We start from the raw sequence: 15,216 nt of genomic DNA, 5'->3' as shown, positions 1-15,216 counted from the left end.
CAAAAATACACATATAAAAATAAAGATATGTGAATTTATGAAACAAAATTTCTAAATTTTTATTTTTGAAATTTATAATGCACCTATCAAAACTATTACAAAGGATGAAAGATGAAATTCTTACAAGCTTTACTTTTTACATGTGCCATCAGTGGCTTAGCATTTGGTGCTGATAAGGTCTATACGATCAAATTTGCTCACGTTGTCGCAGCTTCTACGCCAAAGGGCAAGGCGGCTGACTTTTTTGCAAAGCGTGCTGAGGAGCTAAGTGGCGGCAAGATAAAAGTTCAAGTCTTCCCATCAGCTCAGCTACTTGATGATGATAGAGTATTTGGCGCGCTAAAGCTTGGTAACGTTCAAATGGCAGCTCCAAGCTTTTCTAAATTTACACCTATCGTGCCGCAGTTTCAGCTATTTGACCTACCTTTCATCTTTAAAGATGCAGACCACCTTCATAAGGTTCAAGACGGTGCAGTTGGCGAGGAGCTAAAAGGCCTTGTGACTAAGAAGGGCTTTGTGGCGCTTGATTACTGGGATGCTGGATTTAAGCACTTTAGCTCAAGCAAAAAGCCTATCCTCACTCCAGAAGATGCAAAAGGACAAAAATTTAGAATCCAAAGCTCAAAAGTACTTGAAGAGCAGATCAAAGCGATCGGTGGCAACCCACAAGTTCTGCCATTTTCAGAGGTCTATTCTGCACTTCAACAAGGCGTAGTTGATGCTACTGAAAACCCACTTTCAAATTTCTATAACTCTAAATTTCACGAAGTTCAAAGCTCACTTACACTTTCTCACCACGGATATCTAGGCTATCTAGTTGTTATGAGTGATAAATTTTGGAACAAACTACCAGATGATCTAAAAGCAAATGTAAAACAAGCTCTAAGCGAAGCTACAGCTTACGAGAGAGAAGAGACAGCTAAAGAGGACGCTCACGTCATAGCTCAGCTTGAAAAATATATAGCAGAGACTAAAAAGCTAGAAATTTTCAAGATCGACGACGCGCAAAAAGCTGAGTGGCAAAAAGTTATGCAGGCTATCTATCCTAAATTTTACGATGTCATCGGCAAAGAGCTTATAGAAAAGACAATCGAGACAAAATAATGAAGAATTTCATTAACGCTCTTGATATATTGATAGTCTCGCTTAATAAAACTATCGCCGTTTTAGGGCTAGCTAGTGGAACGCTACTAGCCTTTGCCAACGTCGTGGCTAGATACTTTTTTGACAAAAGCTGGTCGTGGGCGAGCGAGCTATCAAACTACCTATTTATATGGTCGGCGTTTTTTGCCGCAGCGTATGGCTTTAACAAGGGCATCCACGTGAGCGTAACTATCTTGGTGGAGAAATTTCCACCAGCGCTTGCAAAGGCGTGCCTACTTTTTTCACACATTTTAACAACGGTCTTTTTGATATTTATCGCGGTTTATTCGGTGGATTATCTTAAAATTTTGCACGAGATCGAGCAGATGATAATAGACCTTGGTATACCACAATGGGTCCCTATGCTAGTGCTTCCAATAGCCTTTGTCACAGCTAGTTACCGCTCGGCTGAAAAGGCTATAAAAGTAGCTCTAACTCCAGCAGCAAAGGTCGTAAGCAACGAAGCGCACGAGCTAGCTCATGGTAGCGTAGTCAAAGACTAAGGAGAAAAAGATGACAATAGCATTTTTATTTATCCTACTTTTTGCACTGATGCTAATAGGCGTGCCAGTGGCGGTTTCGCTGGGAACGAGTACGGTTTTAACGATGATATTTTTTACAGATATCGACGTCGCTACGATCCCACAGCTAATTTTTGACGGTATCAATAAATTTTCGCTAATGGCGATCCCGATGTTTATCTTGGCTGGAAATTTACTAAGCAAAGGCGGCTCAGCAAGGCGTATCATCGACTTTGCAAAGTCTATGGTCGGACACTTGCCAGGTGGCTTGCCTATGAGCGCGATATTTGCCTGCATCATCTTTGCAGCAGTTTCTGGAAGCTCGCCTGCGACGGTTGTGGCTATTGGCTCAATTATGTTTGCAGCGATAAAAGAGGCTGGCTATCCAAAAGAGTACGCAGTGGGCGGCATAACTACGGCTGGCTCGCTTGGAATTTTGATCCCACCTTCAGTTGTTATGATAGTTTATGGCGTAACGGCAGAGGTTAGTATCGGTAAGCTCTTTATGGCAGGCGTTGTGCCAGGCCTAATGCTAGGTGGCATGATGCTTGCTCAGACCTATGTTGGCGCAAAAAAGCTTGGATTTAAAGCGACTAAGGCTGAGCCACTTAAAGTAAGAGTGCAGAAATTTGCAAAAGCATTTTGGGCACTTCTAATCGTCGTTGTGGTTATTGGCGGAATTTATGGAGGCATATTCACTCCGACTGAAGCTGCTGCGGCAAGTGCGGTCTATGCGCTATTTATCTCACTTTTTATCTATAGAGATATAAAGATAAAAGATCTTTGGGATATCTGTCTAGACTCAGCCCTTACAACAGCTATGATATTTTTCATCATCGCAAACGCCGTTGTTTTTGCCTATTTGCTAACTAGCGAGCAGATCCCGCAAGCGATCGCATCGATGATACTTGACGCAAATATCGGCATGATAGGATTTTTGATATTTGTAAATATCTTGCTCTTTATCATGGGTCAGTTTATGGAGCCTTCAAGCGTTATCATGATCATGGTGCCTCTCTTGCTTCCGATAGCTACGCAGCTTGGCGTCGATCCTATACACTTTGGTATCATCTTGGTTGTAAATATGGAGATAGGTATGGTCACTCCGCCTGTTGGACTAAATTTATTTGTCGCAAGCGGTCTTACAAATATGAACTTAAAAGAGGTCATCATGGCGTGCTTGCCATGGACACTAACCTTGTTCTTTGGTCTTATCTTGGTTACTTATATACCACAAATTTCACTTTGGCTACCAAACATAATGTATGGACATTAAAATTTAGAGGCCTAGGCCTCTAAATTTATCCTTTTGGATCGTAATCCGCACTCATAACGATATTTTTACCACTTCGCTTACCAACGTAAAGTAGCTCGTCAGCTTGCTTGATCATACGCTCGATATTTACCTCAGTGTTGCCACTATGTGCCACGACACCAAATGTCATCGTCGCTATGATCCTATTGTTTTCAAATTCAACGACATTTTGATTAAGTGTCTCTCTGATACGCTCTAAGATGCTAACTGCTTTTGCCTTTTTAACATCAAAGATAACAGCTAGAAATTCCTCTCCGCCAAATCTTGCAACCCTATCTTCATTTCTAAAAGCGTTTTTGAAAATTTTAGAAAGGCTCTTTAGCACTTCATCGCCTGCGCCGTGTCCGTAGGTATCATTTATCTTTTTAAAGTTGTCGATATCGCACATCATGATAGCAAAGTCGTTGCCGTCAAATAAATTCTTTTGTCTAAAAATTTGTTGCATAGAAGCGCGGTTTAAAAGCCCAGTTAGTGGGTCGTGGTTGAAGACCGCTTTTGCAGACTCTTTCTCCTCTAAAATGCCTAAGAATATAAATAAATTTGAGCTCTCTAGCAAAAATGATGTTAGGACGGCAAACACGCAAGATGCGGTTAGGTTAAATACAAAAAACGTATCTTTATAGGCCACTATCTCGCCGCCGCTACCTTGTGGCTCAAATACCAAATAGCAAAGCAAAAATGCCGCTATTTGCAGAGCAGAGATGATCCTGTTTAAAATTTTAAAACTGATAGATAGGAAAAATAGGCTGATCGTTGAGGTTAAAAACAAAATTTCAAAGCCATATCCCAAGCCAAGCATAAAGATACAAAGCATAGCATGCAGTAAAATTTCGATCTGCAAGATGAGCATCGTGATCCTGTTGTTCTCTTCGCTATCATAAAGTAGCTTTATCGAGAAAAGATAGATACAGACAGATAGGATATTTGCTGTGGCTAAAACTTCCTGACCTATTAGGCAAAATGCGACCAAGTAGCAAATATGCACCAAGAAAAGTGAAAAAAGGATGATCTTTTGTGAGATATAGAGCGAAATTTTAGGCATTGTCATAGTCTATATCCTTCTTTAGGATGGCATATTCTATTCGGTCCTTGCCGTTTTTCTTACCCTCGTAAAGCTTTTTATCGGCTAGGTTGATCACGGTATCTATATTAACGTTTATGCCACTTGCACAAAGAACTAGACCAAAGGTCATAGTCACAGCACTTTTATCTGGTAGTTTTACTTGGCTTATCCTTGTTGCAAGCCTGTTTTCGACATTTTTTACATCTTCTGTTTTTATGTTTGGCAGTATTATTAAAAACTCTTCACCGCCCCAGCGACAAAGCTTATCACTATCTCTAAAAGTATCTCTTAACGCTAGAGCGATCTCTTTTAAGACCTTATCGCCCCAGTCGTGTCCATAAGTGTCATTTATCTTTTTAAAGTTATCTATATCGCCCAACATAACAACTAAATTTGAATCGGTACTCTTTTCTTTTAGTTTTTTAAGCTCATCTTTTAAGGTTGCTTCAACGGAACGTCTGTTTAAGAGTCCTGTTAAAAAGTCGTATTTTGATATCCTCTCTATCTCATCCCTTTCATCACTGATTTGTTTGTAGCCACTAGATGTAATGGCGTCAGCAAAGCCAGAGAGGCTAAAAACTAGATAATATGTAAAAGCAACGCTCAAAAGTGTGATACAATCTTGAGCTGTATCAGAGACGTTACAAGTGCTATTTTTATAAGATAAATATAGCCAAATAAGTATTGAAAGCTCAAAAATACTAATGGTATAAGTAATAAGCTTTTGGTTAAAGGCTAAAAAATAGTTTATGAAAATTACACCAAGTAGTGCTATCCATATCCCAGAGTTCCAGCCCATACCAATAACTCCGGCTACTACGGCTGCAATGACATTTAACTGAAAGATTGCTGATATAAAAAATCTATATTTGATATTAAATTTAAACCTTAGTATCCCACTTATTGTAAGGAACAAACAGCATATAAAAATGATCGATATATCCAAATAAACAAAACTTAGCGTTAAAATCGCAACCGCATTACTCAAAATAGCAACATTTAGTATCGTTTTGTAAATATCGTCGATAGCCTTATAACTATCTTGCTTTATAAATTCTACCAAGCATCCTCTCCTAAATTTAATCCATTAAATTCTCTTAGTACGAGTCGTAACTCTCCTCATCCTCATCGCTATCTTCGTAGTTGTAGTCATTTTCGTCGTAGTTATAGTCATAGCTATCGCTACTATCCTCGTCCTCATCGTCAAATTCAGTGTAGTTTTCTTCTACGTCGTCATATTCGAAATCATCACTCATCTTTAACTCCTTAAATTTTATCTTTTATATTTTCAATGTACAAGCTCTGGCTTGGGAAGGCAAAATTTAGACCATTTTGCTTTAAAATTTCCATGATCTTTAGCATAACGTCTTGTTTAACGTCTAAGAACTCTCCCCAAACGATAGTTTTTGCAAAGCAGTAGATTAAGATATTTATCGAGCTCTCCGCAAAGTCATCAACCACGACAAATAAATTTGACTTATATCCAGCGTAGTCGTCTATCGAAACTATATTTTGTCTATATCTTAGTCCTCTTTTTTTAGCCGCGACATCCTCGCTTTTGGCGATATCTGGGTGGTTTATGAGCATATTTTTGATATCTTCGACGCATTTTTTGATCTCATCAGTCGTAGCTCCATACTCTATGCCTATTAGCATTTTGATGCGTCTTCCGACCTTTCGCCTGCTCCAGTTTCTCACAGGATCGCTCGCTAGCTTTGAGTTTGGTACGAAGATAAGGGCGTTATCAAAGCTTCTAACTGTTGTTTTTCTAAAGCCTATCTCAACGACCGTGCCCTCTATATCACCGCAAACTATCCAGTCGCCTTGTGAAAATGAGTTGTCAAAGAGCATCATAACAGAGGCAAAGAAGTTTGCGATGATGTCTTTTGCAGCAAAAGCAACGGCAAGACCACCGATACCAAGGGAGGCGATGAGTGCTGAGATATCAAAGCCAAGCTTTTGAAGTATCAGTAAAAGCGTGATGATAAGTACGATCACGTAGATCACTTTTAAGGCTAGGTTTATGACCTCTTTGCGCCTGCTTTTTTGCGCTATCTTGTCGATTATTGCGATGCCATAGCCATTTAGTATGGTTAGAACAAGCCATGAAAATGCGATTATATAGATGATAGAAAAGATATTTGCTATGACAAGTGGCACTGGCACAGGGTAAAATCCAACGCCGATACAGATATTTAGCGCGTAGATGATAAGAAGCGCAGAGATCGGCTTTTTCACGATATCTACGATCTGATCTTTAGCCTCTTTGACCCCTTCGCCTGAAGCAATGAGCGACATCACCCAGTAGGTGAGCTTGGCTAAAATTCTAGTTAGCGAGACGAAAAATAAAAATATCGCAACGATAACAACTATCTTGCCAAGGTTAAATTTGCTTGGATTTACAGCTGTTGATTTGTTTATATAGTCTACTGCATCGACTAAATTTAGCTCAGATAAGAGCATGCTTGAGCTTAGAAGATCGGCGTTATTTTTAAGGTAGGTTAAAATTTCCTCCTGTGTCTCTTTTTTTAGCTCAAGGTCCATAAATGCTGCGTCATACGAGCTTGAAGTCTCATTTAGCGAGTCTTTTAGCTCCTTTATGCTGACGTAGGAATTTGTTTGTAAATTTAAGAGTCCGCCGTCTATCACCTCTTTGATAGAATTTGCCTTAGCGCCCTTTTTAAATATCTCCTCAAGGCTAATGAGCGCCGAGTAGTAGGCGTAGTCTACCTTCATCTTCTCAAGCTCGATGGCGCTTTGGATATAGGCGTCCTTGTTTGACTGCTTCTCTAGCCTAGCTACCTTTTTCTCTAGTGCCCCTTTTTGCAGGTTATATTTATTGATATCGCTTTGTGTAACTTCGATCTGCATAACATAGGTCGGAATTTTCTCTAAAAGAGCGCTCTTTTTCTTTTGAAGAGTGATCAAATTTGAGTTATCGATCTTTGAAGCGTTTAGGTCTTTTTGCTGAGATTTTATGATATTTATCTGGCTGTTTAGGGTTTGAATTTGATTTGTTATGCTGATGATATCGTCTTCTTGCGTTACGTTGTTATCAGCGCCAAAAAGAGTTATGAAAGAAAGCAGGATGATGGTTAGAAATTTACGCATTTTCGCCTCTTTTGTCCGCTAAAAGTTTAAACGTGCCCTCTTTTAAATCGTAGCTAAAAATTTCGCCAGTTTCTATGATGTAGTGCCAGCCATAAATTTGAAGCTTACCGCTTTCGTACTCCTCTTTTACATTTGGATATGTCATTATGTTTTCTATCGAATTTATCACGTTTAGTCTCTCGGTTAGCCACGCCATTTTGGCTGGATCATCGCTTGTAAATTTAAGCACTTCTCGCTTGATAGGCTCTATTAGCCTGATCCAGTTTCTAACGTTTGGAGTGTTTTTTAGCTTCTTTTCATCAACATAAAGTGCCGCGCATCCACCACAGTCAGAGTGTCCGCAAATGATGATGTTTTTGATGTTTAAAACTTCAAGCGCATATTCGATCGCCGAAGTGGTCGCTAAAAACTCTTCGCTCACCCTATAAGGTGGCACGATGTTTGCGATATTTCGCACCATAAAAAGCTCACCTGGCAGGCAGTTTGTTATCAAATTTGGCACGACCCTTGAATCCACGCAAGATATGAAAAGTGTGTGCGGATCTTGTTTGTGTTGCAGACTTTTAAAGAGCTCTTCATGCTCTAAAAAACCATCTTCCATAAATTTTACTGCACCTTCAAGTATTGAATCATCCATAAAATTTATCTCCATTTTTTATATTTTTATCGCGATTATAGCAACTTTTATTTAATCAAAAAAATGCTCTCTAAAACGGACTTTAAACTAATATTTTTTATTAAACTTCTTTTTATATATTGTTTAATTATTTTAGGCTAAACTCACTGCAAAAATTCATAAGGAGAAAAAATGAGTTTGTATGATAGAAACTACGCTAAGCAAAATCAAGAGGAGCTTGCGTATTCTCAAAGCTCACTAAGCACTTTTATAAAACAAACTTATCAACTTTTTGCAGCATCACTACTTTCAGCTACAGCTGGCGCTTATGTAGGCATTAGTATCGCTGGCGTTTTTGCGGCAAATAGATTTTTGTTTTGGGGACTTGTGATACTTGAGTTTGTTCTACTTTTTGGACTAATGGCGGCTAAACGCAAAGAGGGATTAAATTTAATACTTCTTTTCGCATTTACATTTGTAAGCGGTCTTACGCTAACTCCGCTACTTTCAGCGATCCTCGCTATGCCAAGTGGTGCTAGTATCGTGGCTCAAGCATTTGGCTTGACGACAGTTGCATTTGGTGCTCTAAGCGTCTTTGCGATGAATACAAAACGCGACTTCACAACGATGGGCAAGATGCTATTTATAACTTTGATAGTTATCGTTGTGGCAGCGATCATCAACATTTTCGTTAAAAGCACGATGTTTCAACTAGTTATCTCAAGCATCGCTTCGATCTTATTTAGTGCTTACATACTTTTTGATACACAAAATATCATCCGTGGCAACTACGAGACACCAGTTGAGGGAGCGGTTGCTTTGTATCTTGATTTTATAAATCTTTTCACATCACTGCTTCAAATTTTAGGAATTTTCAATAGAAACGACTAAAAACGAGCGCATCTACCGCGTGATAGATGCAAATTTAAATAGACTAAAAGAGGGACTTCGTGTCGTTGAAGATATAAAAAGATATGTCTTTGACGACGCCGAGGTCGCCTATAAGATAAAATCCCTCCGCCACAAGGCAAAGATACCACAAAGTGACTTTTTGAAATTTAGAAATTCTCAAAACGACGTTCTAAAAACCAGCACAAAAAGCGAGCAGACAAGGTCAAATTTAGAAGAGATCATCACCGCAAATTTTAAACGGGCACAAGAGAGCGCAAGAGTGCTTGAAGAGTGCTTTAAGCTTGTAAATTTAGAGTACGCCGAGCTTTTTAAAAGCATAAGATACGAGCTTTATGAGCTTGAAAAAGAACTTTAACTAAAAATTTAAATCTTTTCTTGTATAATCGCAAACTATTTAAAAAATTTAAAGGAAATTTCGTGAGTTTAATATTTTTAATCTTACAATTTGTTCTAGCTGTCGTTATCACGATCGCAGTTTTACTCCAAAAGAGCTCATCTATCGGTCTTGGAGCATACAGTGGAAGCAACGAGAGCCTTTTTGGAGCAAAAGGACCAGCTGGGTTTTTAGCTAAATTTACCTTTGTGGTAGGCGTTTTGTTTATCCTAAACACACTTGCACTCGGATATTTTTACAACAAAGATCTAAAACGCTCTATCGTTGATAGTGTCGATAGCAAATCTCTAGTTATACCAAAATCAAACGACGTGCCAGCAGCTCCTAGCGCACCACAAAATCCAGTAAAATAACAATGATAAAAACGTTTTTAGCGTCACTTTTGACGCTAACGTTTGCTTTGGCAGACGCTCACATCCTAGTTTACCACCGCTTTGACGATCCAAGGCACGTTAGCACAGATATTTCTATCCAAAATTTAAGAGAGCAGTTTGAATACTTTAAAAACAATGGCTTCGAAGTTGTCAAGCTATCAAGGCTTGTCGATGCGGTAAATGCTGGCGAACCGATCCCTGATAACTGGATCGTTATCACCGTTGATGATGGATATAAAAGCTTTTACAATAACGCTCTTGAGCTTTTTAAAGAGTATAACTACCCATTTGCTTTGATGGTCTATGTAGAGGCAAGCGCGAACAAATATGGTGATTATCTAGACTTTGATCAGATCAAAGAGTTAGAAGCTTACGGAGAGATCGGCTATCACTCATACGCTCATCCAAGGATGACTAAACTTAGTGATGAGGCCTTAAGAGAGGACTTTGTAAAGGGCGTTGAGACCTTTGAAAAGCATATGGGTTATAAGCCTAAATACTTCGCAGTGCCTTACGGTGAGATCGATAGTAGGGTCGTCTCTTTGGCAAAAGAATTTGGCTTTTTGGCACTTTTAAATCAAAACTCAGGCGCAGTTTCAGATAAAAGTGACGTTTATGATCTTTACAGAACACCAGTGATGAATGGCACAAAGATAGCGCTAACTTTTAATAGCAAATTTTTAAATGCTCAGTGGATATTTCCAGAGGGCTATCCGCAAAACAATGCGATCGACAAGCTCATCATCAAGACCGACACTAACGCAAGTGAGGGCAGTTTTTTCATGACTGGCTTTGACGGCTTTAGAAAAGTACCTATGACAAATGGCGTTTTTGAGTGTAAATTTAACCCACCGCTTGATAAACGCAAAGTGTTAATGTCGCTAAAAGTAGATCATCACAGAAGCACAAAACTTCTAATAAAGGACACCAATGCTAAATAAAATTTACGATACCCAAAAAGAGGGTTGCGAAAAGGCGATCGCTTCACTAAAGCGCGATTTTACAACGCTTAGAACTGGCAAGGTAAATATCAACATCCTAGATAACGTTATGGTTGATTATTATGGCTCGCCAACTCCGCTTAATCAAGTAGCCACCGTGCTTACAAGCGACGCTTCGACTATCGCTATCACGCCTTGGGAAAAGAGCATGATAAAAGCGATCTCATCAGCCATCCAAGCTGCAAATATCGGCGTCAATCCAAACAGCGACGGCGAGAGCGTTAAGCTATTTTTCCCACCGATGACCGTCGAGCAACGCCAAGAAAACGCAAAACATGCAAAAGCTATGGGCGAAAAGGCAAAAGTTAGTATAAGAAACGTGAGAAAAGATGCAAACGACGAGGTCAAAAAGCTTGAAAAAGACAAGGCTATAACTGAAGACGAGAGCAAAAAGGGACAAGATGAGGTTCAAAAGATAACTGACGCCTACACCGCAAAGATCGACACTCTCGTAAAAGAGAAAGAAGCTGAGCTTTTAAAAATCTAAATTTACTTAGAAATTTGCGCCCCTTGCAAATTTCTAAACCCTCACTTTTTAGCCACGTAATGTGGCTAAATTTCATCCTTTAAAGGACGACATTGCAGATCGCCACTGAGCTAAAAACCGCATTTGCTGATAAAAAAATTTTACTTTTTACCATTTTGGCATTTAGCCTAGCTACCATTTTTCTTAGCCCTAGCCAGATAGTGGATGAGTATAGAGGTTTTTGGCTGCTTGAGCCATTACTTTTGGTCGCTATCTACCTAAATAAAAGGCAAATTTTACTACCTTTATATTTTTTGATATTTGGCGCAACACTTTACTTTTTTGGCCTTAAGCTAAGCGGTCATGCCAGCGATCTTGTGGCACTTTATCTCATGGCTTTTGTGCTTTTATTATCTTTGAATTTCGCCAAAGATAATGAGAAATTTATAAGCCAGAGCCTAGCAAGACTATTAAATTTACTCATCTCATTTGCCCTTTTTCACCTTTTTTTTCTTGGCATTTTTGCTGTTTGTGCGGGGCTTAACTACCTATTTGGGCTGGAGCTCTCAACCAGCCACAGGACGCAGAGGCTCTACTTGACGCTGGTCTCTTTTGGTCTGCCATGTCTATTTCTCTTTTTTGAGAGCAAATTTAGCGAGTACGGACTCTTAAATTTCATCAAGATCGCCATAAATTTCATCCTAAATCCCGTGCTCATCATCTATGTGGCGCTTTTAAATTTATACTGCATTTATAGGCTTGTTTTGCTTGAGCTACCACGTGGCGGAGTAGCCTATATCGTGCTTGCTTGTTTGATCGCTGGCTTTGTTTTAAGAGGGCTAAATTTACTTATCAAAAGCCAAATTTATGATCAAATTTTTAAGCTCTTGCCACTTTTTGTCATCTTGCCTAGCGTTTTGCTTTGGTGGGGCGTCATGCACAGGGTCGGTGAATACGGCCTAAGCGAGCCTAGGATATATCTCATCGCCTGCGTGATATTTGCAAATTTGAGCTATTTTGTGATGATATTTTTTAGAAATTTCCCTTATAAATTTCTAGCATTTTTGATGGTATTTGGCATATTTTTCACCCATTTTGTCCTTGATACGAAGCTGCTTACCATAAATTCTCAAAAAGAGCTTTTGCTAAGAGAGCTAAGGTCGCTAAATTTGCTTGGTAGCGATGGTACGCTAAGTGGCGATGTGAGCAAGATCGGCGAAGAGAAGCTTTACTTTTTACAAGATAAATTTGACTTTTTAGTAGAAAACGGCGATAAATTTGCACTAGAAAATAAAAAATTTATAGCGGGTCTTGAGAAAGTTGAGCAGAAAAAGTGGCAGATATTTAGCATTAACTCAGGCAACATCGGTATAAACGTCAAAGAGGCGACCATAAAAAGCGTAGTCTCAAGTAGCACAAATGGCGATGAGCTCGTTATGCAGCTAGATAATGAAAGAGTTAGCATAGATATGCAAAAGCACCTAGAAAAAGCGCTTGCAAGTTTAAATTTAAAGCCAGACGGCGACTTTGGCGCTGAGGTATTTGAGCAGCTAAAAGAGCAGCTTTTGATCCTTAAAGTAGGCAAAAGGGTCTTTGTTCTGCGCTCTATGGAAATCGTGCAAGAAAACGGAGTTTATAAATTTTATGGCGCAAGCGTGCTTTTTTATATGGAGGATGCGCAGCTAAAATAGCGAGCCCTGCGTGAGTTTTGGCTTTATGACAAAGCTTTTTCTATGAAAGTCTGAGTAGCCAAATTTAGCTATTGCATCTAAGTGCGACTTTGTACCATAGCCTTTGTGCCCTGCAAAGCCGTATGCGGGATAAAATTTATCCCAGCCGTTCATCAAGCGGTCACGGCTTACTTTTGCTAGGATGCTGGCTGCACTTACGCTATCTACCTTGCCGTCAGCCTTTATCATCGTGGTTATACCCACGCCGTAGTCTAAATTTCCATCGTAAATGATCTCAAAGCCCTCAAAATGCGCCTTAAAAAGTTTGAGCGCGCGCCTTAGGCACTCACTTAGCCCAAGCTCGTCTATCTGGGCGTTTGAGAAGTAGGCGATGATGAAATTTGAGCTTTTTGTGATCTCTTTAAAGAGCTCTTCGCGCCTTTTTGCGGTTAGTTTTTTGGAGTCGTTTAGTCCAGGAATTTCACTATTTAGCACGCAAGCAGCCACGCTTAGTGGTCCAGCTAACGCCCCACGTCCAGCCTCGTCGATACCGCAAATTTTAGCCATTACAGCCCGACTTCATCGCTAAAGTAAGGTCTTAGCTCCTCAAGTGGCACGCTGATCTGCTCCTCGTTTAAAAAGGTAAGGCCAAGCGGCGAAAGCACGAAGTTGTCGCTCACGCCAGCATTTGCAAGGATCGCTTTTAGATGGCTGTCGTTTATATCTTTAAAAATTTGCTTTAGTTTTAGCTTTTTATTCGTCGCAAGCGAGAGCACCTCGCAGTTTGTCTTTTCGTTTTTATAGGTGCAAACGCTTTTAATCTTATCATTTATATAGTATATATTTTTTAGGCTCTCATACTGGCTGTTTGGCCATTTTTTGCGCTCACTTTTTAGGTCGTAAAACTCTGCAAGAAGCTTGTTTTTGTATTTTTTGGCTGAGTCTTTAGCGAAGATGTCGTTAGTGATCGCCTCATATCTCGTGCCGTTTGACTCGGTCATTTGGATGCCGATATTTAGGATCTCATACTCTTTTTCTTCTTTTACGATGGCGTTGTAGGCTTTGTTTTTGACGATTATCTTGCCTTTTAGCTCGCCATTTTCGTTTTTAACGTCTAAATTTATCTTGTCTGAGACCGCATTTAGCGATGAAATTTCACTGCCATTTTGCTCAAAAGAGCCCTTTTCATAGTCGTATTTTGCGCCGTCAAAAAAGATGTGACCGCTTATTTTAGGCGGGACTTTAAAGCTCTTGGTTTGTTTGAAATTTTCAAATTCATCTTTAAAATAATTCATATAAACTTCAAATTTCACACCATTTGCATCGCCACTAAATTTATAAAATTTAGCCCAGTTTTCGTGGTTTATCTCGTAGCCAAAAAGGCTTGCAGCGATGAATAAGATCCCAAAAAATGCTCTCATGTCCGTCCTTTATAGTTTTTTTGATTATAACTATTTTATCTCTAGGCTTTTAAAATGATAAACAAACAAAGAGTTTAAATTTATAAACCAAGGCTCCACCTAGAAAATGGCAATATCTCGCATTTTATCCCCTCGATGCTTTGCTCGGCTTGGTTTGCGACGCTGATGATTTGAAGCTTGCTAACGCCTAGCTCTTTTAGGCTTGTGTGGAGTTTTTTAAATTTCAAAAAGACGATCTCAGGCGCAGAAAAGGGCACGCAGATGATCGCAAGCTTCCTTTTAGTAAGGAAAAAATCAATCTCTTTTGTATAGTAAATTTCATCTTTAAATTTAAGTAGCTCGCAAAAAACGACATTTGCAAAGACGGCCAAAAAGTCCTTTTTCAGGCATAAGGCATTACGAAGTGCAAAATTTGTAAAGTAAATTTTCTTACTCGTGCTACTCTCATCTAAATTTGGCACAAACTCCACGTATCCGCTCTCATTTAGCAAATTTATCGCGCTATAAACGCTATCTTTTGAAATTTTCATCTGCTCTTTTAGATTTTTATAAATCCCAAAGGCGCTTATCGTGTCGTGGCACTTTGTCGCGCACTCTTTTAAGATAGCGATGCTTTGCTCGTTTAAATTTGCTCTTAAGAGCTGCTGCAAGTGGGCTGTGACCTCGCTGGAGTCTAAAAAGGCACTTGCTATCTCATTGCCATGGGCCAAAAAGTAGCTAAAAAGCAGGTCTTGGTCTAAATTTTTCTTAAAAAATAGTATAAATTCTTCGTAGTCGAGATAGTTTAAATTTATGTGCACAAAGCCATCAAGTGAGAGTGAAAATTCCTTGCTTGTAAGGATGATATTTTCGAGTGCAGCGTCCTTTAGAAAGTCTAAATTTACAAGATCAGCGGCTTGCAAATTTTCAACTGCGAGCACCTTTATTTGGGTGTTTTTTTCTAAAAACTCTTTTAAATTTGCTAAAAGCAAGGCTCTATCTATCCTTAGATCGTCTAAATTTATATAAAGCCTCTCCTCGCTTTTGTAATGGCTCAAAAACTCATAAACAAGGGCTGTTTTGCCACTTGATATAGCGCCAATGATAAGCGTCTTTGGCGAGATGATCTCATATTTTCTTGGGATAAATTTTGCATTTTTAATGGGCGCTTGATAGAGCGTTTCTAAACTTTTCAAATTTGACCTTTTTTCTTTTTGAAATTATAGCCAC

The 15,216-nt window shown here is 39.3% G+C and carries 17 protein-coding genes; 9 read left to right on the top strand and 8 right to left on the bottom strand.

All coding sequences use genetic code 11. From position 1 onward, the window contains the following. The first annotated feature begins 111 nt into the window (after positions 1–111). Genes Q0296_RS10340 through Q0296_RS10330 form a run of 3 tightly spaced genes read left to right on the top strand, consistent with a single transcriptional unit; the run spans position 112 to position 2,940 of the window. Positions 112–1,104, top strand: coding sequence for a DctP family TRAP transporter solute-binding subunit (locus Q0296_RS10340; RefSeq protein ID WP_021089263.1), 993 nt, complete (start codon positions 112–114; stop codon positions 1,102–1,104). After that, a complete protein-coding gene (locus tag Q0296_RS10335) occupies positions 1,104–1,646 on the top strand; it encodes a TRAP transporter small permease (protein WP_021084026.1) in 543 nt (180 codons plus the stop codon). Before Q0296_RS10340 ends, Q0296_RS10335 begins: the two co-directional genes overlap by 1 nt. A gap of 10 nt (positions 1,647–1,656) precedes the next feature. Then, complete coding sequence (locus Q0296_RS10330) at positions 1,657–2,940, top strand: TRAP transporter large permease (RefSeq protein WP_298040287.1); 1,284 nt, start codon at positions 1,657–1,659, stop codon at positions 2,938–2,940. A gap of 25 nt (positions 2,941–2,965) precedes the next feature. Here the strand turns inward: Q0296_RS10330 and Q0296_RS10325 are convergent, their stop codons facing one another. From Q0296_RS10325 to Q0296_RS10305, 5 genes are read right to left on the bottom strand one after another with little or no spacing between them, the layout of a single operon-like run. Beyond that, positions 2,966–4,021 carry a GGDEF domain-containing protein gene (locus Q0296_RS10325; RefSeq protein WP_298040285.1) on the bottom strand — a complete coding sequence of 352 codons (1,056 nt, stop codon included), beginning with the start codon at positions 4,019–4,021 and terminating at the stop codon, positions 2,966–2,968. Next, positions 4,014–5,105 (bottom strand): GGDEF domain-containing protein, encoded by a 1,092-nt coding sequence (locus Q0296_RS10320; RefSeq protein ID WP_298040284.1) that lies wholly within the window; start codon positions 5,103–5,105, stop codon positions 4,014–4,016. The genes Q0296_RS10325 and Q0296_RS10320 overlap by 8 nt, the downstream gene beginning before the upstream one ends. Before the next feature lie 34 nt (positions 5,106–5,139). Continuing rightward, a complete protein-coding gene (locus Q0296_RS10315) occupies positions 5,140–5,298 on the bottom strand; it encodes a hypothetical protein (RefSeq protein WP_298040282.1) in 159 nt (52 codons plus the stop codon). Positions 5,299–5,308: 10 nt separating this feature from the next. Further along, positions 5,309–7,153 carry a mechanosensitive ion channel domain-containing protein gene (locus Q0296_RS10310; RefSeq protein ID WP_298040281.1) on the bottom strand — a complete coding sequence of 615 codons (1,845 nt, stop codon included), beginning with the start codon at positions 7,151–7,153 and terminating at the stop codon, positions 5,309–5,311. Then, positions 7,146–7,790 carry a carbonic anhydrase gene (locus tag Q0296_RS10305; RefSeq protein WP_021086289.1) on the bottom strand — a complete coding sequence of 215 codons (645 nt, stop codon included), beginning with the start codon at positions 7,788–7,790 and terminating at the stop codon, positions 7,146–7,148. The genes Q0296_RS10310 and Q0296_RS10305 overlap by 8 nt, the downstream gene beginning before the upstream one ends. Positions 7,791–7,961: 171 nt before the next feature. Between Q0296_RS10305 and Q0296_RS10300 the strand changes: the two genes are divergently transcribed. The 6 genes from Q0296_RS10300 (at position 7,962) to Q0296_RS10275 (ending at position 12,607) form a co-directional block, all read left to right on the top strand. Beyond that, the gene (locus Q0296_RS10300) at positions 7,962–8,660 is read left to right on the top strand and encodes a Bax inhibitor-1/YccA family protein (RefSeq protein WP_298040279.1); all 699 of its coding nucleotides are present in this window, start codon (positions 7,962–7,964) and stop codon (positions 8,658–8,660) included. Positions 8,661–8,670: 10 nt separating this feature from the next. Further along, positions 8,671–9,036 (top strand): thiamine-phosphate pyrophosphorylase, encoded by a 366-nt coding sequence (locus Q0296_RS10295; protein WP_298040290.1) that lies wholly within the window; start codon positions 8,671–8,673, stop codon positions 9,034–9,036. 62 nt (positions 9,037–9,098) lie between these two features. After that, positions 9,099–9,428 (top strand): preprotein translocase subunit SecG, encoded by a 330-nt coding sequence (secG, locus tag Q0296_RS10290; protein WP_021087232.1) that lies wholly within the window; start codon positions 9,099–9,101, stop codon positions 9,426–9,428. A gap of 2 nt (positions 9,429–9,430) precedes the next feature. Beyond that, on the top strand, positions 9,431–10,390 hold the full coding sequence (locus Q0296_RS10285) for a polysaccharide deacetylase family protein (RefSeq protein ID WP_107849984.1): 960 nt from the start codon (positions 9,431–9,433) through the stop codon (positions 10,388–10,390). Further along, entirely contained in the window at positions 10,380–10,937 is a 558-nt protein-coding gene (gene frr / locus Q0296_RS10280; RefSeq protein WP_087581160.1) for a ribosome recycling factor, read from the top strand. Before Q0296_RS10285 ends, frr begins: the two co-directional genes overlap by 11 nt. 92 nt (positions 10,938–11,029) lie before the next feature. Next, positions 11,030–12,607, top strand: coding sequence for a DUF4153 domain-containing protein (locus Q0296_RS10275; protein WP_298040275.1), 1,578 nt, complete (start codon positions 11,030–11,032; stop codon positions 12,605–12,607). Here Q0296_RS10275 and Q0296_RS10270 read toward each other — a convergent pair. The 3 genes from Q0296_RS10270 to Q0296_RS10260 all read right to left on the bottom strand — a co-directional run bounded on the left by Q0296_RS10270 (position 12,599) and on the right by Q0296_RS10260 (position 15,182). Further along, positions 12,599–13,153, bottom strand: a complete 555-nt coding sequence (locus Q0296_RS10270) for a ribonuclease HII (protein WP_298040274.1) — start codon at positions 13,151–13,153, stop codon at positions 12,599–12,601. The genes Q0296_RS10275 and Q0296_RS10270 overlap by 9 nt on opposite strands. Next, positions 13,153–14,007 (bottom strand): hypothetical protein, encoded by an 855-nt coding sequence (locus Q0296_RS10265; RefSeq protein WP_298040273.1) that lies wholly within the window; start codon positions 14,005–14,007, stop codon positions 13,153–13,155. Before Q0296_RS10265 ends, Q0296_RS10270 begins: the two co-directional genes overlap by 1 nt. Before the next feature lie 80 nt (positions 14,008–14,087). Further along, positions 14,088–15,182: an ATP-binding protein gene (locus tag Q0296_RS10260; RefSeq protein ID WP_298040271.1), complete on the bottom strand. Its 1,095-nt coding sequence runs from the start codon at positions 15,180–15,182 to the stop codon at positions 14,088–14,090. Between the last annotated feature and the right edge of the window lie 34 nt (positions 15,183–15,216).

Origin of the sequence: uncultured Campylobacter sp., assembly GCF_937890585.1 — a bacterium.
Lineage (GTDB): Bacteria > Campylobacterota > Campylobacteria > Campylobacterales > Campylobacteraceae > Campylobacter_A.
Note: the sequence above shows the minus strand (reverse complement) of the source record. Positions and strands in the feature narration are given on the sequence as shown.

Coding starts and splice junctions, on each gene's coding strand:
- Q0296_RS10340 (WP_021089263.1), top strand. CDS start 112: ATGAAATTCTTACAAGCTTTACTTTTTACATGTGCCATCAGTGGCTTA.
- Q0296_RS10335 (WP_021084026.1), top strand. CDS start 1,104: ATGAAGAATTTCATTAACGCTCTTGATATATTGATAGTCTCGCTTAAT.
- Q0296_RS10330 (WP_298040287.1), top strand. CDS start 1,657: ATGACAATAGCATTTTTATTTATCCTACTTTTTGCACTGATGCTAATA.
- Q0296_RS10325 (WP_298040285.1), bottom strand. CDS start 4,021: ATGCCTAAAATTTCGCTCTATATCTCACAAAAGATCATCCTTTTTTCA.
- Q0296_RS10315 (WP_298040282.1), bottom strand. CDS start 5,298: ATGAGTGATGATTTCGAATATGACGACGTAGAAGAAAACTACACTGAA.
- Q0296_RS10310 (WP_298040281.1), bottom strand. CDS start 7,153: ATGCGTAAATTTCTAACCATCATCCTGCTTTCTTTCATAACTCTTTTT.
- Q0296_RS10305 (WP_021086289.1), bottom strand. CDS start 7,790: ATGGATGATTCAATACTTGAAGGTGCAGTAAAATTTATGGAAGATGGT.
- Q0296_RS10300 (WP_298040279.1), top strand. CDS start 7,962: ATGAGTTTGTATGATAGAAACTACGCTAAGCAAAATCAAGAGGAGCTT.
- Q0296_RS10285 (WP_107849984.1), top strand. CDS start 9,431: ATGATAAAAACGTTTTTAGCGTCACTTTTGACGCTAACGTTTGCTTTG.
- frr (WP_087581160.1), top strand. CDS start 10,380: ATGCTAAATAAAATTTACGATACCCAAAAAGAGGGTTGCGAAAAGGCG.
- Q0296_RS10270 (WP_298040274.1), bottom strand. CDS start 13,153: ATGGCTAAAATTTGCGGTATCGACGAGGCTGGACGTGGGGCGTTAGCT.
- Q0296_RS10265 (WP_298040273.1), bottom strand. CDS start 14,007: ATGAGAGCATTTTTTGGGATCTTATTCATCGCTGCAAGCCTTTTTGGC.